Annotated in this window: 20 protein-coding genes and 1 pseudogene; 14 read left to right on the top strand and 7 right to left on the bottom strand. The window is 67.8% G+C overall.

The window, feature by feature from the left end; translation table 11 throughout:
• Positions 1-9: 9 nt before the first annotated feature.
• A complete protein-coding gene (locus P3L18_RS02470) occupies positions 10-582 on the bottom strand; it encodes a nitroreductase family protein (protein ID WP_079931113.1) in 573 nt (190 codons plus the stop codon).
• A gap of 147 nt (positions 583-729) precedes the next feature.
• Complete coding sequence (locus P3L18_RS02475; protein WP_276113147.1) at positions 730-1491, bottom strand: PaaX family transcriptional regulator C-terminal domain-containing protein; 762 nt, start codon at positions 1489-1491, stop codon at positions 730-732.
• 159 nt (positions 1492-1650) lie between these two features.
• Between P3L18_RS02475 and P3L18_RS02480 the strand changes: the two are divergent.
• A pseudogene (locus P3L18_RS02480) lies at positions 1651-2820 on the top strand (acyl-CoA dehydrogenase family protein); the annotation flags it as partial.
• Here the strand turns inward: P3L18_RS02480 and P3L18_RS02485 are convergent.
• Entirely contained in the window at positions 2807-4327 is a 1521-nt protein-coding gene (locus P3L18_RS02485) for an MFS transporter (RefSeq protein ID WP_276113148.1), read from the bottom strand. The pseudogene P3L18_RS02480 and the gene P3L18_RS02485 sit on opposite strands and share 14 nt — an antisense overlap.
• Before the next feature lie 129 nt (positions 4328-4456).
• On the opposite strand from P3L18_RS02485, the gene P3L18_RS02490 reads away from it, so the two are divergent.
• The gene (locus P3L18_RS02490; protein WP_006369519.1) at positions 4457-5215 is read left to right on the top strand and encodes a TetR/AcrR family transcriptional regulator; all 759 of its coding nucleotides are present in this window, start codon (positions 4457-4459) and stop codon (positions 5213-5215) included.
• An 11-nt stretch (positions 5216-5226) separates the two neighbouring features.
• On the opposite strand, the gene P3L18_RS02495 is transcribed toward P3L18_RS02490, so the two are convergent.
• On the bottom strand, positions 5227-6519 hold the full coding sequence (locus P3L18_RS02495; protein WP_276113149.1) for a hypothetical protein: 1293 nt from the start codon (positions 6517-6519) through the stop codon (positions 5227-5229).
• A gap of 156 nt (positions 6520-6675) precedes the next feature.
• Here P3L18_RS02495 and P3L18_RS02500 point away from each other — a divergent pair, with 156 nt between their 5' ends.
• The 3 genes from P3L18_RS02500 to P3L18_RS02510 are packed head-to-tail and all read left to right on the top strand — an operon-like array spanning position 6676 to position 10052.
• Positions 6676-7941, top strand: coding sequence for an aspartate kinase (locus P3L18_RS02500; protein ID WP_006369521.1), 1266 nt, complete (start codon positions 6676-6678; stop codon positions 7939-7941).
• A gap of 5 nt (positions 7942-7946) precedes the next feature.
• The gene (locus tag P3L18_RS02505) at positions 7947-8975 is read left to right on the top strand and encodes an aspartate-semialdehyde dehydrogenase (protein ID WP_276113150.1); all 1029 of its coding nucleotides are present in this window, start codon (positions 7947-7949) and stop codon (positions 8973-8975) included.
• Between the two features lie 48 nt (positions 8976-9023).
• Complete coding sequence (locus P3L18_RS02510; RefSeq protein ID WP_276113151.1) at positions 9024-10052, top strand: fused (3R)-hydroxyacyl-ACP dehydratase subunits HadA/HadB; 1029 nt, start codon at positions 9024-9026, stop codon at positions 10050-10052.
• Positions 10053-10125: 73 nt separating this feature from the next.
• On the opposite strand, the gene P3L18_RS02515 is transcribed toward P3L18_RS02510, so the two are convergent.
• The gene (locus tag P3L18_RS02515) at positions 10126-10833 is read right to left on the bottom strand and encodes an FCD domain-containing protein (RefSeq protein WP_014358718.1); all 708 of its coding nucleotides are present in this window, start codon (positions 10831-10833) and stop codon (positions 10126-10128) included.
• A 154-nt stretch (positions 10834-10987) separates the two neighbouring features.
• On the opposite strand from P3L18_RS02515, the gene P3L18_RS02520 reads away from it, so the two are divergent.
• The 5 genes from P3L18_RS02520 to P3L18_RS02540 all read left to right on the top strand — a co-directional run bounded on the left by P3L18_RS02520 (position 10988) and on the right by P3L18_RS02540 (position 16481).
• Positions 10988-11503, top strand: coding sequence for a gluconokinase (locus P3L18_RS02520; RefSeq protein WP_006369525.1), 516 nt, complete (start codon positions 10988-10990; stop codon positions 11501-11503).
• Positions 11500-12954, top strand: a complete 1455-nt coding sequence (locus P3L18_RS02525; protein WP_276113152.1) for a gluconate:H+ symporter — start codon at positions 11500-11502, stop codon at positions 12952-12954. Before P3L18_RS02520 ends, P3L18_RS02525 begins: the two co-directional genes overlap by 4 nt.
• A 51-nt stretch (positions 12955-13005) precedes the next feature.
• Entirely contained in the window at positions 13006-14289 is a 1284-nt protein-coding gene (locus P3L18_RS02530) for a lipase family protein (RefSeq protein ID WP_172398913.1), read from the top strand.
• Between the two features lies 1 nt (position 14290).
• Entirely contained in the window at positions 14291-15727 is a 1437-nt protein-coding gene (locus P3L18_RS02535) for a hypothetical protein (protein ID WP_276113153.1), read from the top strand.
• 97 nt (positions 15728-15824) lie between these two features.
• Positions 15825-16481, top strand: a complete 657-nt coding sequence (locus P3L18_RS02540; protein WP_276113154.1) for a hypothetical protein — start codon at positions 15825-15827, stop codon at positions 16479-16481.
• A gap of 27 nt (positions 16482-16508) precedes the next feature.
• Here P3L18_RS02540 and P3L18_RS02545 read toward each other — a convergent pair whose 3' ends face one another.
• Together P3L18_RS02545 and P3L18_RS02550 are read right to left on the bottom strand one after the other, a co-directional pair.
• Positions 16509-17837: an amidohydrolase family protein gene (locus P3L18_RS02545; RefSeq protein ID WP_079931982.1), complete on the bottom strand. Its 1329-nt coding sequence runs from the start codon at positions 17835-17837 to the stop codon at positions 16509-16511.
• A complete protein-coding gene (locus P3L18_RS02550; protein ID WP_079931983.1) occupies positions 17834-18895 on the bottom strand; it encodes a 2OG-Fe(II) oxygenase family protein in 1062 nt (353 codons plus the stop codon). The genes P3L18_RS02545 and P3L18_RS02550 overlap by 4 nt, the downstream gene beginning before the upstream one ends.
• 254 nt (positions 18896-19149) lie before the next feature.
• Between P3L18_RS02550 and P3L18_RS02555 the strand changes: the two genes are divergently transcribed.
• The 4 genes from P3L18_RS02555 to P3L18_RS02570 all read left to right on the top strand — a co-directional run bounded on the left by P3L18_RS02555 (position 19150) and on the right by P3L18_RS02570 (position 21571).
• On the top strand, positions 19150-19617 hold the full coding sequence (locus tag P3L18_RS02555) for a Fur family transcriptional regulator (protein ID WP_276113155.1): 468 nt from the start codon (positions 19150-19152) through the stop codon (positions 19615-19617).
• A 155-nt stretch (positions 19618-19772) separates the two neighbouring features.
• A complete protein-coding gene (locus tag P3L18_RS02560) occupies positions 19773-20204 on the top strand; it encodes an organic hydroperoxide resistance protein (protein ID WP_079931985.1) in 432 nt (143 codons plus the stop codon).
• A 76-nt stretch (positions 20205-20280) separates the two neighbouring features.
• Positions 20281-20763: a DNA starvation/stationary phase protection protein gene (locus P3L18_RS02565; protein ID WP_079931986.1), complete on the top strand. Its 483-nt coding sequence runs from the start codon at positions 20281-20283 to the stop codon at positions 20761-20763.
• A gap of 178 nt (positions 20764-20941) precedes the next feature.
• Entirely contained in the window at positions 20942-21571 is a 630-nt protein-coding gene (locus P3L18_RS02570; protein WP_276113156.1) for a histidine kinase, read from the top strand.
• Positions 21572-21647 lie beyond the last annotated feature (76 nt).

Here is a 21647-nt window from a genome sequence, read left to right on the forward strand (position 1 = left end):
AGGCCGGGATCACTGTGCGGCGGCGAACGGCTCGCCCCACCTGCGGGCGAACGCGATCTCGCTCAGCGGCAACCGTTCCCGGGGTTGGCTGTCGCGGTCGGCGACGTCCGGGTCGAGAAGCGTGGGGTCGTCGGCGAGGCGGCCGAGCGCGAGTATCACCATCGGCCGCTTGTCGGCCGGGACGTCGAATGCCGCGCGTGCGGCGCTCGCGTCGAAGCCGGCCATGGGATGGGGGTTGATCCCCATCGAGACCGCCTGGATGCTCATCTGGGCCACCGCGAGACCCAGGTCGACGGCGCCGTAGTCGTGCAGCTTGGCGTCGTCGGCGGCGTCGCTGGTGCACACCAGGATCAGGGCGCCGGCCGATGGCGCCCACCCCTTGTTGCCGCGATTGAGGGCGGCGGCCAACTGCTCGAACGTGGCGTCGCCGCGGAGACCGACGACGAAGCGCACCGGCTGGATTCGCCCCCACGTCGGCGCCCACCGCCCGGCCTCGAGGATGTCGGTGATCTCTTCGGCGCTGATCGTGGCGTCGGGGTCGTATCCCCGCGCGCTCCAGCGTTCTTCGATGAGTTCGTGCACGCCGTCGAGACTACGTCGTCGTCTCGTGGCCGGCCGGCGAGCGCAGCGTGGCTGTCCTGCGCGGCGCACGAACTGGGCACTGTGGCCGAGGCCATCTCGGGCGAGCGCTGTGACCCGACCCGCCGGGGCTTTGGTCCGCGACACCGCTCAGCGCGGTTCGGTATCGGCGACCTGGTCCTCGCGGAGGTTCTCGCGCATGGCCGCGAGCCATGCGCGGTATTCGGCGTACACCGTGGTCAGCGCCTCGGCGGGCCAGCCTTCCGGGAGCAGCTCGTCGGGCAGCAGTGGGTCGGTCTGCAGGTGATGTACGGCGGCGACCATGATCCGGAACCGCCTCGGCTCGTCGGCCGCACCCCGGTCGGCGACATCGTCGAGAGCGTCGAGGAACGCGTGGCCCCGGCGCGACCAGGCGTCGAGATCCCACAACCGGTGGGTGAGTTCGGCGGAGCCCGACAGTGGGTGGGCCTCGAAGCAGGTCGACACCTCGAGGAGACGGGCCGAGAACGGTCGGTCCAGATTGGCGGGCCGGGTCCAGACGCCCTCGCGCAGTTGCGCAACCCGTTGGCGTGCCATTTCCGAGCGCAGGGCGACCCGGTCGGCGGCGTCGCGTCCGGTGGTGGTGACGACCGCCATCTCCCACAACCCGGTCCACGGCCGGCGATCGGGGGGCTCGACGTCTCGCTGGCGCTGCACGAGGCGCTCGGACAAGGTGTGGCCCGCGTCGTCGCGGATGAGGTCACCGCCGGCCACCATGCGCGTCAGCGCTACCCGCGTCGTGGACTCCGCAATGCCGAAAAGCCGCATGGCGCCAACGATCTCGCGCACCGTCAGCGTCGGTGGGTGAGCACCGAGGAGCAGGCTCAGGATCGCCGAGCGCGCCGGGACGGGAGGCGCGAGCGGATCGGTCATCGCATCCGGACGTTACACCGCGCATCGCCTGCGCCGATGAATCGGCGGCATTACATCATTACATCAGATGATCGCCATGTGTAATGCTCGGTGGATGGCCACCCACGAAGTGACGAATCAGGTTCCTCCGCTGCGCGATGCGAATCCCGCCCGGTTCACCCGGGCCTGCGGCCTCCGCTCGACAAGCGTGGACTCATCGCGGGGATGTCGATGACCGAGAAGCAGGGCGGCTCCGACGTTCGGGCGAACACCACGACCGCGGTGCGCCACCGCGACGGTACCTATCGGATCACCGGGCACAAGTGGTTCACTTCCGCGCCGATGTCGGATCTGTTCCTCGCGCTCGCGCAGGCCCCGGACGGGCTGACCTGTTTTCTCGTCCCGCGGGTACTGCCCGACGGCACCCGCAATCCCTTTCTGCTGCAACGACTCAAGGACAAGCTCGGCAATCACTCCAATGCCAGCAGCGAGGTGGAATACGACGACACCGTGGGCTGGCGGGTCGGGGACGAGGGCGCCGGGGTCAAGGTCATCGTCGAGATGGTCAACCTCACCCGCCTCGATTGTGTGCTGGGGACCGCGACGGCAATGCGCACGGGCGTCACCCAGGCGGCCCACCATGCCGCATACCGCCGCGCATTCGGCACGACACTCGCCGATGCGCCCCTGATGCGCAACGTGCTGAGCGACCTCGCCGTCGAGGCCGAGGCGGCGACGACGGTGGCGTTGTGGCTGGCCGATCTGACCGATGTCGCGACCCGTGGTGATGCGCGTGCCGGCCTGCTCCGGCGAATCGCGTTGGCGGTCAGCAAGTATCACGTGTGCAAGCGCGGGCCCGTCCATGCCGCGGAGTCGCTGGAATGTCTGGGTGGCAACGGATATGTAGAGGACTCGCGCATGCCCAGGTTGTTCCGGGAGTCGCCACTCCTGTCGATCTGGGAGGGCTCGGGCAACGTCGCCGCACTGGACGTGTTGCGGGCCATCGCCAGACAGCCGGAGACGCTCGGGGTGTTCCTCGACGAGGTGAAGCGGGCGGGTGGGGCCGACCGGCATCTGGACCGGGCCGTCGCCGATCTCGAATCGACCTTCGGCGCCCTCGATCCCGCCGACACCGATGCCCTGCAGTACCGTGCCCGTCGCATCGTCGGCGACATGGCGATGGTGCTGCAGGGTTCGCTGCTGGTGCGCTTCGGTCACCCGGCCGTCGCCGACGCCTTCACCGCGAGCCGACTCGGCGGTGAGCAGGGAGACGTCTTCGGCACACTGGCCGCAGGCGTCGACACCCGGTCGATCATCGAGCGGGCCACACCGAAGATCAGCTCCCGCTGATCGCGTCCTTCGGGTTCCGCATCACGACAGCGAGGACGACCGCGAGCACGGTGAGTGTGATCACCGCGGCAAGCGAGGCGGCGTGGACCCCGTCGACGAAGGCTGCGCGGGCGGCGTCGGCGAGGGCGGTGCCGTCGGCACCCATGCCGGTCGCCCGATGCAGGGTCTCGCCGAGGGTGTCGCCGAACCCGGCTCCCGAGCTGTGCTCGCGGAACACCAGCGTCGCCAGCGAGCCGAGCAGCGCAAGACCGAGCGCGGTGCCCAGCTCGAAGCTCGTCTCGGAGATGCCGGAGGCCGCACCCGACCGTTCGGGCGGAACCGAACCGACGACGACGTCGGAGACCAGGCTGAACTGCACGCCGTAACCGATACCGGCGATCGACGTCGACACCAGATAGATCCACAGCGGGCTGTCGGTGGACAGCCACAGCAACCCGAGGTTGCCCAGCGCGGCGAGCACCACCGACCCGATGAACGCGGTGCGGGTACCCACCCACGCCGAGACCCGGCTGGCACCGATCGAGAAGACGGCGACGGCGATCGCCATCGGCAGACCGGCCAGTGCCGCGGCCAGGACGTCATGACCCATCACCGATTGCAGGTACACGCCCGTCAGATACGACATGCCGCCCAACGCCATCATGCCCACGAGCGCGCAGGCGACCGCGGCACTGAAGGCGACGTTGCCGAACAGCTTGAGGTCGAGCAACGGGGCACGGGTACGACGTTGCTGCAGGAGGAACACCGCGAACATGATCACGCCAAAGACACCGATCACCGCGACGACCGGGGTGACACCGTCGGCGGCCATGGTCTTGATCGAGTACACGATCGGCAGGATCGCCAGCAGTGACAACGCCACGCCGAGGAAGTCGAAGGGGTCGGTCGACGGCGCGCGGTACTCGGGAACCAGGCGCGGGGCGAGCACGAACAGCACGGCCAGTACCGGCACGTTGATGAGGAATACGACGCCCCACCAGAAGTGGTGCAGCAGAACGCCGCCCACCACCGGACCGATGGCTGAACCGCCCGCGAAGGCGGCCGTCCAGACGCCGATCGCGCGAGCGCGATCGCGGGCATTCGGGAACATGTTGGCGATCAACGAGAGACTCGACGGCATCAGGGTCGCACCGCCGATGCCCATCAGTGAGCGGGCGGCGATGAGGACACCGGCGCTCGGCGCGAAGGCGGCGATGACCGAGGCGATGCCGAACATCGCGGCACCGGCGAGCAGGATCCGTCGCCGACCGAGCCGGTCGCCGACATTGCCCATCGTGATCAGCAGACCGGCGATGAGGAAGCCGTAGATGTCGAGAATCCAGAGTTGCTGGGCGGCGCTGGGGTCGAGCGCATCGGTGATCGACGGGATCGCCAGATAGAGCACCGAGAAGTCCATCGACACCAGCAGCACGGGCAGCGTCAACACGGCCAGCCCGAGCCAGGTACGGCGATCGGCGACCGAGGTGTCCCGGTGGCGCTGATCGGTCGTGCGGCATTCGGTGGTCATGAGGAGGGCTCCGTATCTGATGTCTGGGTGTTGGTGTCTGGGTATCTGGTGTCCGGATTCTGCATCCGGGGGTTCGCGTCGTCGCGGGTCGGCGCCCGCGTACGACGTACGCTCATAGACGGTACGGATATGGGTACGCTGTACGCAAGTGGAAAATTCCCGGTGCGGGGTGAGGGGAGCGTGGTGGTGGCCCAGTCGGTCCAGAAGCTGACGTCGTCGGCGATCGTCGAGGCAGCCATCGTCGTCGCCGACCGTGACGGGCTCGACGCGCTGTCGATGCGCCGGATCGCCGACGAACTCGGCGTCGGCGCGATGTCGCTGTACCGGCACATCGCCGACAAGGACGCGTTGCTCCACGCCATGGCCGAGGAGATCGGCACCCGGTTTCCCTATCCGGTGCAAGATTGCTCACCCACGTGGCGCGAGCGCATCGAGATCGCCGTCGACGTCGACTGGGCGCTCTACCAACGCCATCCATGGGTGGTGCTCGCGTATGCGACGCCGCGCTACGCCTTCGGGACCGAGTCGCTGGCCGGACTCGATTGGCTGATCGCCGGATTCGTCGACGTCGGTGTCGGGCACGTGCGGGCCGCGGAGATGGCCCTGGCGTTCTGGTCGTTCGTGAACGGCGTCGCGCTGGCCGCCGTCGGCGAACAGCTTCTCAGTGAGCAACTCCGGCGCCCGGGTGCCGAGGCGTCGCCGTCGCCGGCCGGCGGTCTGGCCGACCTGATCGCCGGGCGGCTCGCCGTCGACCCGACGACCCTGCCGCAGCTGGCCGCCCTCGCCGGCAACCCGGACGCGACCCGACTCTCGGACCCACGAGCGGTGCTCGACGCCGGGCTTCGCGTGCTGTGTGCGGGTTTCGCCGCCGAAGTGTCGGGTGGCTGAGAGTCCCGGACCTACATGGCGTGCGGGTACACCGTCAGCATGTGGGCCCCGAACCATGAACTGGCCAACACGATCGGCACCATCACGGCCACCCCGATCGCCGGGCGGGCCCGGGCGAGGACGATGGCCAGCGGCAGGAGCAGCACGAACGCGGGCAACAGCAGCCGGGGCCGACTCATCATGAGACCACTCGACGCCACGATCGACGCGGTGACCAGAACGCCGTAGGTCAGGACCGGCCACGGCAGCCGAGCCCACAGCGCCACCACCACCATCACCAGCGTCGCGACGATGATCCACGACGTCGCGACCGGTGCCACCTCGCCGGAGTTCACCAGTTGATCGTTGACGAAGGTGAATGCCGCCACGCCCCAATCGAAGCGGGTGTCCCAGCCCTGGGTCTGGATCGTGAACCACCCTGTCGGCGAGCCGGTCTGGGCCCACACCACGGCCAGGTAACCGAGGTAGCCGAGCGGGCTGAGGACCACCGCGAACCAGGCGCGGGCGGCCGTCCACATCGACCACGGTGACTCAGACCGGCCAAACACGTCGATCAGCGCGGCCAGCATCACCACCCCGATGACGACCACTGCGGTCGGACGCACCGTCCCGACCAGGCACGCGCAGATCCCGGCGAGCACCCACCGCCGCTGCAGCACACCGACCAGAGCCCAGATGCTCAGCGCACAGAACAGCGTCTCGGTGTAGGCCATGTTGAGGACCACCGACATCGGGGTCGCGGCGAAGATCGCGACGAGATAGAGCCCGACGCGCCGGGCATACGAGTCACCCGCGTCGGTGTGGTCGAGAGCGGCGAGCATCGGTGTCCGCCCGGCCATCCGCTCCACGCACAGCACACCCAACCGCGCTGCCCCCACCGCGGCCACACATCCGAGCACCAGATTCAGTAGTACTGCCGCACCGAACGGGCTCAGGAACGGAAGGTGGGCGAGTGCGCCCACGGCATACGGATAGCCGGGAAAGAAGGCGAAGGCGGTGTCGGCGGTGTGGTAGCCGCGGGCGTCGGTGAGCTCGACGGGCACACCGTCGTATCCGTGTTCGGCGATCGCGAGCATCCATTTGCCGTCCCACGCCGACAACGACTCCCGCAGCGACGAGCCGCGCAGCGCGTCGAACCGGGCCAGCACGAGAATCCCGACGGCACGAATCAGCAGGAAGATGCCGATCGGCGCGAGCCATGACCGCCACTCGGGGGTGGGCAGCGCGCTCGCCGCCGACGCGTGCGTTGGTTCGCCGGGGTCGGGTGTGCGCGCGTCGCGGCCGACGGCACTCGTGGTGGACACGCAGAGATGGTAGGTCAGCGACCTGTGGAAAGCGCGACCTGTGGAAAGTGCGATCTGGGCGGGGCGCCGAGCGGCGGCTGCGAGGTGCACGAGGGCCGCCGGTAAGGTTGTCCCGGCAAACAACGCATCGACACACCTTGCAGGAGGGCAGCCGACGTGGCACTCGTGGTGCAGAAATATGGCGGATCCTCGGTCGCCTCGGCCGAGCGGATTCGTCGTGTCGCCGAGCGCATCGTCGAAACCAAGAAGCAGGGCAACGACGTCGTCGTGGTCGTCTCCGCGATGGGTGACACGACCGATGAGCTGCTCGATCTGGCCCAGCAGGTCAATCCGGCGCCTCCGGCCCGCGAGATGGACATGTTGCTGACCTCCGGTGAGCGCATCTCCAACGCGCTGGTGGCAATGGCGATCAGTTCGCTCGGCGCGCAGGCGCAGTCGTTCACCGGCTCGCAGGCCGGGGTGATCACCACCAGCAGCCACGGATCGGCCAAGATCATCGACGTCACGCCGGGGCGCGTCCGCGCGGCGCTCGACGAGGGCAAGATCGTGCTGGTCGCCGGCTTCCAGGGCGTCTCGCAGGACACCAAGGACATCACCACGCTGGGCCGCGGCGGCTCGGACACCACCGCCGTCGCGCTCGCCGCGGCGTTGGAGGCCGACGTCTGTGAGATCTACACCGACGTCGACGGCGTCTACACCGCCGATCCGCGCATCGTGCCCGACGCCCGGCGGCTCGAGACCGTCTCCTTCGAGGAGATGCTGGAGATGGCCGCGTGCGGCGCCAAGGTCCTGATGCTGCGGTGCGTGGAATACGCCCGCCGATACAACGTTCCCGTTCACGTGCGCTCGTCGTACTCGACCAAACCCGGCACGATGGTGGCCGGATCGATGGAGGACATCCCCGTGGAAGAAGCGATTCTCACCGGCGTCGCGCACGATCGCAGCGAGGCCAAGATCACCGTCGTCGGACTCGAGGACCGGCCGGGCTACGCCGCCAAGGTGTTCCGCGCGGTCGCCGACGCCGAGATCAACATCGACATGGTGTTGCAGAACATCTCCAAGGTCGACACCGGCAAGACCGACATCACCTTCACCCTGCCGCGTGAGCTCGGGCCGCTCGGCGTGGAGAAGTTGACCAAGCTGCAGCAGGAGATCGGGTTCACCGAGGTCCTCTACGACGATCACATCGGCAAGGTGTCGCTGGTCGGCGCGGGCATGAAGAGCCATCCCGGCGTCACCGCCACCTTCTGTGAGGCGTTGAGCGAGGCCGGCATCAACATCGAACTCATCTCCACCTCCGAGATCCGGATCTCGGTGCTGTGCCGCGACACCGAACTCGACGACGCGGTGCGCGCGCTGCACGCCGCGTTCGATCTCGGTGGCGACGAGGAAGCCGTCGTCTACGCGGGAACGGGGCGGTAAGGGACATGGGACTTTCCATCGGAGTCGTCGGGGCCACCGGTCAGGTCGGCGGCGTCATGCGAACCCTGTTGGCGGAGCGCAAGTTCCCCGCCGATTCGGTGCGGTTCTTCGCGTCGTCGCGCTCGGCGGGCAAGAAGCTGCCGTGGGGTGACGGCGAGATCGTCGTGGAGGACGCCGCGACCGCGGATCCGTCGGGACTCGACATCGCGCTCTTCTCCGCGGGGGCGACGATGTCGCGCGAGCAAGCGCCGCGCTTTGCCGCCGCCGGGGTGACCGTCATCGACAACAGCTCCGCCTGGCGCAAGGATCCCGATGTGCCGCTGGTGGTTTCGGAGGTCAACGGCGAACTCGCCAAGAACCCGCTCAAGGGCATCATCGCCAACCCCAACTGCACCACCATGGCTGCGATGCCGGTGCTCAAACCGCTGCACGATGCTGCGGGTCTGCAACGGCTGATCGTCTCGTCGTATCAGGCGGTGTCGGGTAGCGGCCTGGCCGGCGTCGAGGAACTGGCGTCGCAGTCGCGCGCGGTGATCGACGACGTCGAAAAGCTGGTCTACGACGGATCGTCCGTCGAGTTCCCGGCGCCCGACAAGTACGTCGCGCCGATCGCCTTCGACGTGATCGCACTGGCCGGGGCGTTGGTGGACGACGGGTCGGGGGAGACCGACGAGGATCAGAAGCTGCGCAACGAATCCCGCAAGATCCTCGGACTGCCCGAATTACTGGTGAGTGGTACGTGCGTGCGAGTGCCGGTGTTCACCGGGCACTCGCTGTCGATCAATGCCGAGTTCGCCGAGCCGCTCTCGCCGCAGCGCGCGAGGGAGATCCTCGCCGGTGCAGCGGGAGTCGAGGTCGTCGACGTTCCGACGCCGCTGGCCGCCGCCGGCCGCGACAACTCGCTGGTCGGTCGCATCCGTGCGGATCCGGGTGCCCCGGACGGGCGGGGTCTGGCATTGTTCGTCTCGGGCGACAACCTCCGTAAGGGCGCGGCGCTCAACACGATCCAGATCGCCGAACTTCTCGTCCCGTAGCGGGCGCACGATCATTCCCTCACCCCTTCGACCGTAAGGCGTTGCGCCATGTCCGCACCCGACTCCCCGTCCCTCGACTCGCGGCTGGGGCATTACTACGTGATCGACGAGCCGTACCTGGTCGGTCGCGAGAAGGTGCGCGAGTACGCGCGTGCGGTGCAGGATTATCACCCCGCGCACCGTGACGAGAAAGCCGCTGCGCAACTGGGATATTCGGGTGTGGTGACGCCGCTGACCTTCACCTCGATCCCGGCGATGGCCGCCAACCGCGACCTGTTCGAGTCGGTCGTCGTCGGCTACGAGACCTATGTGCAGACCGAGCAGGTCTTCGAGCAGCACCGGCCGATCGTCGCCGGTGACGAACTGACCACCGACGTCGAGTTGTCCTCGGTCCGGCGGGTGGCCGGCCGTGACCTTATCACCGTCACCAACACCTTCACCGACGCCCACGGCGCGGTGGTGCACACCATGCACACCACCGTGGTCGGGGTGACCGCCGACGAGGTCGACCCGGGGATCTCCGACGCGGTGCGCAGCATCATGGTGCACGACGTCAACATGCTCTCCGCCGAACAGTCGGATGCGGAGTATCGCAAGACGGTGCGACCCGAAGGGGAACAACGCATTTCCACCGGCGGTGCCGATCGCGATCCGGGATCGTTACGGTTCGAGGACCTCTCCGTCGGCGACGAACTGCCGACGCGTCACGCCCGGCTGTCACGCGGCGATCTGGTGAATTACGCGGGGGTGTCCGGTGACGGCAACCCGATTCACTGGGACGAGTCGATCGCGAAGCTGGCCGGGCTGCCCGACGTCATCGCGCACGGCATGCTGACCATGGGTCTCGGCGCGGGTTTTGTCTCCGCCTGGTCGGGCGATCCCGGTGCGGTGACCCGCTATTCGGTGCGCCTGTCGCAGGTGGCGGTGGTCTCGGCCGCCGAGGGTGGCGACATCGAATTCAGTGGGCGGATCAAGTCTCTCGACGCCGAGACCCGCAGCGGCGTGGTCATCATCGTCGCGAAGTCCGGCGGCCGCAAGATCTTCGGGCTGGCGACGATGAACGTGCGCTTCGCCTGACGCCTGGAATTCCTGACGGCCGGAATTCCTGACGCCCGAAAGGGCGACGCGCCCAAGATATGTGGCGGGCTGATCAGCTGCGCTCGTCGGCGACCGCTTGTGCTGCCTCGTCGATGATCGCGCGCATGGCGTTCTCGGCGGTGTCGGGTTCGCCGAGCCGGATTGCGCGGGCGACGTCGTCGTGCAGCGCGATGGCCGCGGGATTGGGCCGCGCCGGCATCATGCCGTGATGGGTACGGCCGGCGAGGACCTCGCCGACCACCCCGGTCAGTGCCCGGAACATCTCGTTGCCGCTGGCCTCGAGGAGGCCGCGGTGAAAGATCTTGTCGGCCAACAGGTAGGCGTCGAGGTCTCCGGTCCGCCCGTGCACGGCCATGTCGGAGGCCGCGGCGGCGAGTACGCGGCACTGGTGTTCGTCGGCGCGCTGGGCGGCCAGCGCGGCCGCGGCGGGCTCGATACCCCGGCGTAGTTCGGACAGCGTCAGCAGGAAGGCGGCGCGATCGGCGCCGTCGAGGCGCCACCGGATCAGTCGCGGGTCGAACACGCTCCAGCGGGTTCGGGGCTGCACGGTGATCCCCACGCGTCGCCGGGACGCGACGAGTCCCATCGACTCGAGCACGCGGATCACCTCGCGGGCCAGGGTGCGGGAGACCGCGAACTCGGTTCCGATCCCGTCGAGGGTCACCACCGCACCCTCGGGCAGATCGCCGGAGGCGATGCGCACCCCGAGTTCGGTGAGCACCTGTTCGTGCCGATCGGTGGGGGCAGTGGTCTCGGTCACCCAATCATCTTCTCATTTGCGTGGAGGAGTCGCTCAGCTCCGCTGTTCATCGCGCTGAGGCCGGTAAAGGCCGATGATTCCCGGCATTCACTTGCAATAGTCATACCTTTGAGGCAGTCTATGTGACCAGTAGCACAGCAGCAGAGGAGCGGGCATGGGGTCACCGGTGGTGGTCATGGGAGTATCCGGATCGGGGAAGTCGACGGTCGGCGCCGCGTTGGCGCAGCGCCTGCGGGTGCCGTTCGCGGACGCCGACGACTTTCATCCGCAGTCGAACATCGACAAGATGACGGCCGGTCACGCCCTGACCGACGTCGACCGGCAGCCGTGGCTCGACCTCATCGGGGACTGGCTCGGTGAGCACGGCGACGGCGGGGTGATGAGCTGTTCGGCGCTCAAGCGTGCCTACCGCGACCGCTTGCGCAGCCACCGCCCGGACACGGTCTTCGTCCACCTCGACGGGCCGCTCGAGGTGATCGCGCGGCGGCAGGCGTCTCGACCCGGGCACTTCATGCCGGCATCGCTGCTGCACTCCCAGTTCGACATCCTGGAGCCGCTCGGATCCGACGAGCGTGGAGTGATCGTCGATGTCGACCAGCCCATCGACGTCATCATCGACCGCATCGTCGCCGCGCCACTGATCACCGATGCCACCGGAGGCACCCGATGAACACGCTCACCGCCCTCGCCGCCGACACGAAACTGCCCGACCCGGTCGGCTCCGGCTGGCATCTCGTCGTCGCCGCACTCGCGGGCATCGCCGTCATCGTCGCCCTCATCACGTGGGCCAAGGTTCATCCCTTCCTCGCGCTGATCGCCGGTGCTGCCACCGTGGGAATCGTTGCCGGCGAATCGGTTCCGAAGGTCATCGACTCGTTCACCTCGGGCTTCGGATCCACCGCGGCCGGGGTGGGCATCCTCATCGTGCTCGGAGCGATGTTCGCCAAACTGCTCGCCGACTCCGGTGGTGCCGACGAGATCGTCGACACCATCGTCGGCCACGCCGGGCCGCGGATGCTGCCATGGGCGATGGCCCTCGTGGGTGCGGTCATCGGTCTGCCGATGTTCTTCGAGATCGGCCTGGTGTTGTTGATGCCGGTCATCTACCTCGTCGCCCGGCGCTCGGGCCTCGGCCTGATCCCGATCGGTATCCCGGCGCTCGCCGGACTTTCGGCCATGCACGGCTTCGTCCCGCCGCATCCCGGGCCGCTCGTCGCCATCGACGCGCTGCACGCCGACCTCGGTCTGACCTTGGCTCTCGGTGTGGCCGTGGCGATCCCGACCATCATCGTCGCCGGTCCGCTGTTCGGCACGCTGGCCGGGCGGTGGGTCGTCCTCGACGCACCCCGTACCTTCGACGCCGACCCGGGAACCGTCGGCGCCCACTCCGAGAGCTCCCCGGCAGAGGGCGAATCAGACTCCGGCGCAATACCTTCGGCGCGGTCGCCGAAGGGCCCGGGATTCGGCATCACCCTGGCGACGGTCCTGTTGCCGGTGGTGCTGATGCTCGGCAAGGCCATCGCCGAGATCATCGTCGACGATGACGGTCAATGGCTCCGCAAGATTCTCGACGTGCTCGGTACGCCATTGGTCGCACTGCTGATCGCCGTCGTCGTCGCGATGTTCACCCTCGGGCGGCGCTCGGGCATGACCCGCGACACCCTGTCGTCCTGTGTGGGATCGTCGCTGCCGCCGATCGCGGGCATCCTGTTGATCGTCTCGGCCGGTGGCGGATTCAAACAGGTCCTTGTCGACACCGGCATCGGCACCCTGCTCGCCGACTGGGCGTCGGCCGCGAACATCTCGGTCATCCTGCTCGGCTGGGTGCTCGCCGCGCTCATCCGCGTCGCCACCGGATCGGCCACCGTCGCCACCATCACCGCGTCGTCGTTGATGCTCGGACTCGTCGACGGGCTGAGTTCGGGTCAGGTGTCGCTGGTGGTTCTGGCGATCGGCGCCGGCTCGGTCTTTCTCTCACACGTCAACGACGCGGGATTCTGGCTGGTCAAGGAGTATTTCGGGATGAGCGTCGGGCAGACCTTCAAGACCTGGTCGGCAATGGAGACGATCCTGTCGGTGACCGGACTGATCGTGGTGTCGGTGCTCGGCCTCGTGATCTGAGGGTGACCGGGCTCTACCCCGCGAGGTTACTGTGCGGTAGCTTACCTAGCCATGAGACGAATTCGGGGATTGAACTCATCACGACGAACCTGGGGGATTCGGGGTGCGGCGGTGCTCACCGCCGGCGCGCTGGCCGCCACCGGAGCGAGCCTGGCAGCACCGTCGGCCCAGGCCGCCGACTTCTACACACCGCCCGCGCACTTCGCGAGCGCACCGGGATCGATCATCCGCAGCGAGCCGTCACCGCTGCTGCTGCAGATCCCCGGCATCCCGAACCAGTGGCCGGGTACCGCCAAGCGCGTCATGTACACCTCGGAATACCAGGACGGCTCGCCGGCCGCGGTGACCGGAACGGTAGTCGAACCGACCGCACCGTGGCGCGGCAAGGGGCCACGACCGACCGTCGTGCTCGGCCCCGGCACCGTCGGGCAGGGTGATCAGTGCGCCGGGTCGAAGCTCATGTCGTTCCCGTTGGCGATCGATCCGAGCAAGCCGTCGATCGCGATGAACTACTCGGGTCTGGAGATGAACCTGCTGCTCATCAACGGTGTGCGCGTGGCGATCACCGACTACATCGGGATGGGCACACCCGGTATCCACACCTACGTCAATCGACTCGAATCCGGCCACGCCATGCTCGACGCCGCGCGCGCAGCGCTGAAGATCGCCGGGGCACCGGCGAATTCACCGGTCGCGTTCTCCGGCTACTCGCAAGGTGGTGGTGCGGCGGCATCGGCGGCCGAGCTCGCCTCGACCTACGCGCCCGACCTCAACGTCAAGGCCACCTATGCCGGCGCCCCGCCCGCGGATCTGTCGAAGGTGATCGACCGCATCGACGGCACCGCGATCTCCGGTGCCATCGGCTACGCGATCAACGGCCTCGAAGCCCGGTACCCGGCGCTCAAGACCGTCGTCGACCGGCAGACCAATGCAGCCGGACACACTGCGCTGCAACGGTTGTCGACGCAATGCATCGGTGACACGATCCTGTCCTACGGATTCCAGCGAACCAACTCCTGGACCCGCAGCGGGCAACCGCTGTCGGCAATCGTCAACGCCGATCCGCAGGTCCGCAAGATCGTCGGTGACCAGCTGATCGGGAAGCTCAAGCCCAACGCCCCGGTGTTGCTCGAGGGCGGTATCAATGACGACGTCATCCCGTATGACCAGGTCGCCCAGCTGTATCGGGACTGGAAAGCGCAGGGCGCCACCGTGTCCATGGTCACCAACACCCTCCCGCCGATCTTCCCGGGACTGGTGGTGAACCACGCGCTGCCGATGCTCACCACACTGTTGCCGGCGACGAATTTCCTCCTCACCGAACTCACCAGGTGACATGACGGGCCGACGGATTCGGGCGGCGGCGGTCGTCGCGCTGATCACCGGCATGGTGGTCGCCGGCGCCGGTCGCGCGGCGGCGGACCCGCCGCCCGATCCGGGGCCGCCGATCCTCGGTCCCGTCGGCACATCGTTGATGCACGGGGACCTCGAGTCCACCGACTCCACTCCCCACCGCGGACCCGGCCGCGGCGCCCGACTGCTCGCGTCGTCGGTACCGGGAGCCGCGTGCGCGGCGACCTTCATCGGCAGTGACGGCATGCCGGTCTCGTTGTGCACCAGATACATCGGGGTGCCTGGAGGCGGGTCTGCCGGCGGGTTCGCCGTGCCGTCGGTGACGCTGTTCGATCCGGCGACCGCCGCACCGCTGGCGTCGGTGCAACTGGCCAAGGGCGGATTGCTCGGCGGTGTGTACGGCTACCTCGACGGCCATGACCGGGTGGTCGTCGCCGACGGCTCGAACGCGATCCTCTTCGTCGCCCACCGGCGCACCGCGCGCGGGTGGCAGGTGTACGTCGACGACCGGATCGACGTGTCCGGGCACATCCCCGCCGGTGACTCGATCACCGGCCTGGCGCCGGATGGGCTGGGCCGCATCTGGTTTGCGACCACCCACGGCGTGATCGGGACCGTCGACACCGACCGTCGGGTGCACTCGGTGCACCTGCCGCCCGGCGAGGACCTCGGCAACGGACTCAGCGTCCGCCCCGGTGGGGTCTCGGTGCTCACCACCCACGCGCTGTACGAGATGTGGGCGACCCCGGGTGCTGCGCCGCACACGATCTGGCGGCAGGCCTACGACCGCGGCCCGGCACGCAAACCCGGCCAGCTCACGTGGGGATCAGGCACGACGCCAACGTATTTCGGTCCCGGCGGCGACGGCTGGGTGGCGATCGTGGACAACGCAGCGCACCGCCCGTCGCTGATCGTGCGAGACAGCGACACCGGGCGGCTCGTGTGCACGATGCCTGCCTTCGGCGCGTCCGGTCAGGGCACCGAGAACTCGCCGATGGCGTGGGGTGACTCACTGGTCATCCCCAGCACCTATGGCTACCAGTACCCGCCGATGGCGGTGTCGGGGCCGTCGATCCCGGCGACCGCGGGCTTCGTCGGCGGGTCGACCCGCATCGACGTGACGGCGCACGGGTGTCACCGCGTCTGGGAGAACAACGACCGCCTCGCGTCGTTGCCGAAGCTCTCCCGCCCCGACGGCCTCATCCACGGCCTCGGATACGGACCGTATGTGCCGGGGGCCATCCAACAGAGCGGGCCGGTCGACTACATCGCGAGCGACTTCGCCACCGGCCGGCGGGTGGTCACACGGCAGGTCGGCACCGCGCCGATCGACGAGCCGCTGGAACTGACGGGCACCATCGCCGCCGACGGCACGTTGTGGCAGGCGACGGTCGGTCACATGCTCAAGATCGGCCGGTGAGTCCGGTGTTCGTCGGCCGGCCGCGCGGTATCCCTCTCGCCGTGCTCCCTGAACAGGTGCGCCGTCGCGTCGACGCGACGAGTGTCACAATGCGACCATGATCGATCCCACGTCGGAGGACCCCGACCGCAGGCCGTCGCAGGCCGAGCTCGACGCGCAGGACCTCGCCGAACTGCAGCGGACCTCGGCCGACCGGGACCGGGCCAACCTGTACCCGAAGCCGCCCAACGCGCCCGGGCCCGCCCCGGCCGCGTTGGCACTCCACGCCCGGGTGGCCTTCTGGGGAGCGGCCGCGGCCGGGCTGGTGTGCGTCGTGTACGGGGCGATCAACCTCGGAGCGATCAGAGATCTTCTCCGTGATCGGATGCTCGCCGACGCCGTGGCCACGCCCAAGGGGCAACCCAACGCCGGTCAGATCGACACCTTCGCGTCGGTGCTGCCGGTCGCCGGGTTGATCATCACGGTGCTGTTCCTTCTCGGCGCATATCTGTTCCTCCGGGCCGCGGTCACCCATCACAGCCGCAACTGCCGCAACTTCTTCCTCACGATCGTCGTCCTGAACCTGATGTGTATCCCGGTGGGACTCGATCTGTTCTTCCGCTATCCGAGCCTGTGGTCGGGGACCGTGGTCCTCGGATGGATTCAGTTCGCGTTGCTGCTGGTGTCGGCGGTCATGACCCTGCGCCGTGTCGTCGACCGCTGGCTGCCCGAGTCGACCCGGATGCGCCCGACGCGAATGCTGCGGGCCCGGTAGGGAACTCACCGCGCCCGCAGCCACCGGTCACCCGGCGGTCGCGGCGATCAGCTCTTTGGTGAACTCAGCCTCGTCGATGCGCGTGCTGCGACCGTCGGCGACGACTACCTCGCCGTCGACCATCACCGTGTCCACCAGACGCGGGGAGCCGGTGGTCAGCAGCGAGGCGCCCGGATCGCGGACGGGGAGTGTGGCGTAGTCCCGGTCGAAGCGCAGGAGCGTCAGGTCGGCGGGGGCACCGACGGCGACGCCGCCGATCGATTCGGGGAGTCCGAGCGCGACGTTGGCGCCGCCGCAGGCGATGTCGAGCATCGTGGCGTTGTCCATCAGATCCGCGCGCCGATGCACCGCCCGCTGTACATAGGCGCCGATGCGCAGCGTCTCGAGCATGTCCTGGGTGTCGTTGCTTGCCGCGCCGTCGACACCGAGCCCCACAGCGAGGCCGCGATCGAGCATCGCAGGCACCGGCGCGACGCCACTGCCGAGTCGCATGTTGGACAACGGGTTGTGCGAGATCGCCACACCGCGGTCGGCGAGCAACGCCTGCCCGTACTCGTCGAGTTCGACACAGTGCACCGCGAGCACCCGATCCCAGAGGAAACCCCCGCGATCGAGGTAGTCGACGGCACCGACACCGGCGTGCTCACGGCACATCACATCGTCGGTCGGAGTTTCCAGCAGATGGATGGAGACCGACAGGTCACGTTCCTGGGCGAACTCGCGCAGTGTCGTCATGCCGGGCTCGGTGAGCGATCGCGGATTCGGGACCGCGAGGGCGATCGAGATCGTCGATCCGTCGACCTGTGCCCGTAGGTGATCGATGTGGTCGAGGACCTCGTCGAGGGGTTGCATGAGCCGCGGCTCGAAGCCCCACTTGCGGGTCGCGTCCCCCCGATCGGCGACGCCCCGCCCGAGTAGGGCACGAATCCCGGTGTCGCGCAACGCCTGGATCACCGCACCGTGGACCTCATCCGACGGATGGGGCCACATGTGCTCGACGACGGTCGTCGTGCCCGACCGGAGACTCTCCAGACAGGCGGCCACGGCCGCGAGATACGCGCGCTGCGGTGTGATGGCCACCGACTGCTCGCCGATGGCCAAGAGCCACTCCAGAAGTGGTGTGCACTCGGCGATTCCGCGCATCAGCGACTGCTGCAGATGGGTGTGGGTGTTGACGAAGCCGGGGATGAGTACCGCGGGCGGTCCGGTGTCGGGGGACGCGGTGGTGTCGGTGATCGCGCTGACCGCCCCGGCGGCCACGTACACATCCTGGTGGGCGACCCACGTGCCGCCTACACGGACGGTGACGTCGGTGAACGCCCGGTCGCCGTCAGGTGATCCGTTCGGGGTGGTCATCGACGACCCTTCGTGGCGTCGAAGTTGGCCGAAAGACGTTGGGCGATATAGTCGGCGGCAGTGATCGGCGGGTACTTGCCCGCGGCACTCTCGATCAGCACGTCGGTGTTGGCCTGCGCGAAGTAGGCGATGGTGTAGCGCGGGCCCCGGTACTCCCCGCGTCGCGGTGCGCGCACGCGATGAAAGTTCGACGGCAGGGCGTCGTCGGACCAGCGCATCAGCATGTCACCGATATTGCAGGTGATGGCCTCGTCCGAGGGCTCGACGGGAGTCCATGCCTGGCTGTCGGTTTCGGCTCCCGGCAGCACCTGCAGGCCGCCCTGTCCCGATCGCTGGAACAGCAGGGTCAGCACGTCGAAATCGGTGTGCGCGCCGGCCCGCCAGATGTTGGGCTCGTCGAGCAACTCGTCGGGGAAGGGATAATAGTGCAACAGCCGCAGGGTGCTCTGATAGGTCTCGACGGCCGGATCGTGTGCGCGGGTGAAGAACTCGCGATCGAAGCCGAGCTTGTCGGCGAAGCAGCCGAGCAGGTCCATGGCGATCTGCCGGCACCGCGACTCGAAATCGTCGAGGGTACTGCGGAATCCGGTGAGCTCGTCCTCGGTGGGCCACAAACCGTCCATACGCGGGCGGGTGAACTGGTAGGACTCCTTCTGATCCGGGGTACCCACCGACGGCCGGACCTGGGTCATGAACTCCCAGCCCGCGTTCTGCCCCTTCTTGAGTGGATAGCGCTCCTTGATCTCCCGCGGCAGTGCGAAGAACTGTTCGGACATGGCGAACGCATGGTTCACCACGGACATGTCGATGCCGTGGTCGACGATCTGGAAGAAACCGATATCAGTTGCGGCCGACCAGAGTTGCTCGGTGATCTCGGCGCGGCGGGTGGCGAAATCGGCCAGGGAGATCTGGCGGACCTCGCGGTCGGTGGTCTCGATGCCCGCCCCGCCCATCCGTGATTCCCGGGCGAGTTCGGCCATCGGGGTGGCCGGGATGTGGGTGGGATCGGTACGGATGGCAGACGCGTGGATGTCGACGGTGGTCGTCGTGTCGCTCATGGTGTGACTCTCTCGGTGGTGATGAGACGGTGTGCGCTTTTCGACGCCGGCCGCGTGAGAGAGGAGTGGCCGACGGACGCGAACAATCGGCTTCTTGCCGATTGCTACACACGATCTCGTGCAGAAGACGATACGACAGCTTCGGCCGACCCGCCATCCGAGCGGGCCGTACCCGGAAAGGTTAGGCATACCTGCATTAATTTGGAGTTGATCCAATAGTTGGATTTACTCCAGAAAAAGGCTACACTGGAGTCATGCCCGAGATCGATGACGTCACCCCCGCGCAGCTGCATCAGCAGCTGCGCGGAGCGGGCATGCGCGTCACCGCACCGCGGGTCGCGGTGCTGCAGTTCGTCCACGGGCACCCGCATTCGACCGCCGACGTCGTGGCCGACCATGTGCGGGAGCACCTCGGCGGCGTATCGACCCAGACGGTGTACGACGTGTTGGGGACGTGCGCCGACAAGGGGTTGCTGCGACGGATCGAACCCGCGGGTTCGGCCGTCCGCTACGAGACCCGGACCGGCGACAACCATCACCACCTGGTGTGCCGGGTTTGTGGGGAGATCACCGACGTCGACTGCGTCGTCGGCGCAGCGCCGTGTCTGAACCCCGACCACGATCACGGCTACCTCGTCGAGGAAGCCGAGATCACCTTCTGGGGACTGTGCCCGAGATGCCGCAGCACGGCGTCGGTGGCAACCGAACCCGAGGGGCCGTGACCCGACGCCGGGAATTCTCGCCGAATTCACCGCTTCGGGAACGAAGAGTCGTCGAGAATGGTTGCAGAGCAAGGTAGTTCGACAACAACCGGCAATCCGCTCGATCCAGTACGTCCAACAGCCGTCCACGGACGGCCGACAACCGAGGAGACATCATGGCAATCGAACCCGCATACAGCATCTCGTCCAAGGCCAGTGGCGGTGGCCGCGACGGAGAAGTGGTCTCCGCGAGTGGTCAGATCGACCTCGAACTGCGTCCGCCGAAGGAACTCGGTGGCAGCGGCGACGGCAGCAACCCCGAGGAGCTGTTCTCCGCCGGCTATGCCGCCTGCTTCCTCGGGGCCCTGCGCGCCACCTCCAAGCAGGCCGGTACACCGGCCCCCGACGACGCCACCGTCACCGTGACCGTCGGTATCGGCAAGGACGAGTCCGACGGCGGTTTCGGGCTCGTCGTCGACATCGAGACCTACCTGCCGGGCCTCGACGAGACGAAGGCCAAGGAACTCGCCGAGAAGGCCCACGCCTTCTGCCCGTACTCCAAGGCCACCAAGGGCAACATCGATCACACTCTGACGGTCCGCGTCTAAGGACGCCACGACCCACCGCACCACCGCGCATTGCCGGCCACAGCCAGGCAACCGCACCACAGGAAGGAGTCACACCATGACTGCACTATCCACCCCCATCACCAGCACCCTGAGTGATGAGCAGAAGGAGATCACCGGCAAGGCCCTCCAGGAGACCCTCGTCGATCTGATCGATCTGTCGCTGATCGCCAAGCAAGCCCACTGGAACGTCGTCGGCGCCCAGTTCCGGTCGGTGCACCTCGAACTCGACGAACTCGTCAGTGTCGCTCGCGAATTCACCGACGCGGCCGCCGAGCGTGCCACAGCCATCGGCGTCAGCCCGGATGGGCGCGCGGAGACCGTCGCCAAGACCGCCGGTACCAAGGGATTCGGAGAAGGCTGGACCAAGGACGCCGACGTCGTCGTCTCGATCGTCGAGAATCTCAAGGCCGTCATCGCCGGTCTGCGCGAGCGCATCGACGTCACCGAGGACGCCGACCCGGTCACCCAGGATCTGCTCATCGGCTTCGCCTCGAAGCTCGAGCAATTGCACTGGATGTGGCAGGCACAGGTGGCCTGAGCGCCCCGATAGCCGGTGGAAGCGAGGGCGACAGCCTGGTCCTCGGCTCCACCGATCACAACGACGGACCCTGCCCACGCGGCGGGGTCCGTCGTCGTATCCGGGGTGGGACGTGGTTGCCGACGGAACCGGGCGGCTGTGACCTGACGCACGTCGCCGAGTGCGACGGCGGTAGCGTGTGGGCGTGGAGTACTGGGGAGTCATGGCGGGGATCGGATTGCTGGCCGTGGTCGTCGCGGGCATTGCCTTCGTCCGCTACCGCGATCGGGAAACAGAACAGTTACGACGCGGCGCGTCGTTGGCGGGTGAATTACGTGCCCTGGCCGCCGGGGATGCGGTGCGACTGGCCGCGGTCGAGGAGTACGAGACCTCGCTCTATCAGCGACTGTTCTACGTCTCGACGGTGTCGCCGCGGGTTCGCAGCGCCGTGTGGTGTCTGCTCGCGGCGGTCCTCTCGGCCGCCGGTGCGTTGGCGACACGCGGTGACGGTCTGGCGTTGACGATCGTGCACTGGGCGGCGTTGTTCCTCGCGGTCCTCTTCGCGCTCGCGACACTGTTCTTCGCGGGTCTGGCCGCATTCCACGCGGCCACCACCCCGCGCGTGTCCTTCGCCGAGTCCTATGCGAGCGACAGTGCTGCTGGTTCCGACGCCGCAGATTCCGGTGCAGCAGGCCCTGATACCGCCGTCTCGGACGCTGACACACCGGCGGACGCCGACGCGCCGGCTACCGAAAAGACGACCGCCGAAAAGACGACCGCCGAAAAGACGACCGCCGAAAAGACGACCACCGAACAGACGGCCACCTAAAAGGCCTCACCCACCCTCATGACTTGTCGAGTTCCGTGAATTCGTGCATCAATCCGGGACAATAATCGGACAATTC

Origin of the sequence: Gordonia sp. N1V, assembly GCF_029269935.1 — a bacterium.
Taxonomy (GTDB): domain Bacteria; phylum Actinomycetota; class Actinomycetes; order Mycobacteriales; family Mycobacteriaceae; genus Gordonia; species Gordonia polyisoprenivorans.

Bases quoted from the DNA above. Each gene is read 5' to 3' on its own strand.
- P3L18_RS02540 (WP_276113154.1), top strand. From the start codon at position 15,825: ATGATCGATCCCACGTCGGAGGACCCCGACCGCAGGCCGTCGCAGGCC.
- P3L18_RS02555 (WP_276113155.1), top strand. From the start codon at position 19,150: ATGCCCGAGATCGATGACGTCACCCCCGCGCAGCTGCATCAGCAGCTG.
- P3L18_RS02505 (WP_276113150.1), top strand. From the start codon at position 7,947: ATGGGACTTTCCATCGGAGTCGTCGGGGCCACCGGTCAGGTCGGCGGC.
- P3L18_RS02530 (WP_172398913.1), top strand. From the start codon at position 13,006: ATGAGACGAATTCGGGGATTGAACTCATCACGACGAACCTGGGGGATT.
- P3L18_RS02545 (WP_079931982.1), bottom strand. From the start codon at position 17,837: ATGACCACCCCGAACGGATCACCTGACGGCGACCGGGCGTTCACCGAC.
- P3L18_RS02475 (WP_276113147.1), bottom strand. From the start codon at position 1,491: ATGACCGATCCGCTCGCGCCTCCCGTCCCGGCGCGCTCGGCGATCCTG.
- P3L18_RS02490 (WP_006369519.1), top strand. From the start codon at position 4,457: ATGGGTACGCTGTACGCAAGTGGAAAATTCCCGGTGCGGGGTGAGGGG.
- P3L18_RS02565 (WP_079931986.1), top strand. From the start codon at position 20,281: ATGACTGCACTATCCACCCCCATCACCAGCACCCTGAGTGATGAGCAG.
- P3L18_RS02560 (WP_079931985.1), top strand. From the start codon at position 19,773: ATGGCAATCGAACCCGCATACAGCATCTCGTCCAAGGCCAGTGGCGGT.
- P3L18_RS02520 (WP_006369525.1), top strand. From the start codon at position 10,988: ATGGGGTCACCGGTGGTGGTCATGGGAGTATCCGGATCGGGGAAGTCG.
- P3L18_RS02485 (WP_276113148.1), bottom strand. From the start codon at position 4,327: ATGACCACCGAATGCCGCACGACCGATCAGCGCCACCGGGACACCTCG.
- P3L18_RS02525 (WP_276113152.1), top strand. From the start codon at position 11,500: ATGAACACGCTCACCGCCCTCGCCGCCGACACGAAACTGCCCGACCCG.
- P3L18_RS02550 (WP_079931983.1), bottom strand. From the start codon at position 18,895: ATGAGCGACACGACGACCACCGTCGACATCCACGCGTCTGCCATCCGT.
- P3L18_RS02535 (WP_276113153.1), top strand. From the start codon at position 14,291: ATGACGGGCCGACGGATTCGGGCGGCGGCGGTCGTCGCGCTGATCACC.
- P3L18_RS02510 (WP_276113151.1), top strand. From the start codon at position 9,024: ATGTCCGCACCCGACTCCCCGTCCCTCGACTCGCGGCTGGGGCATTAC.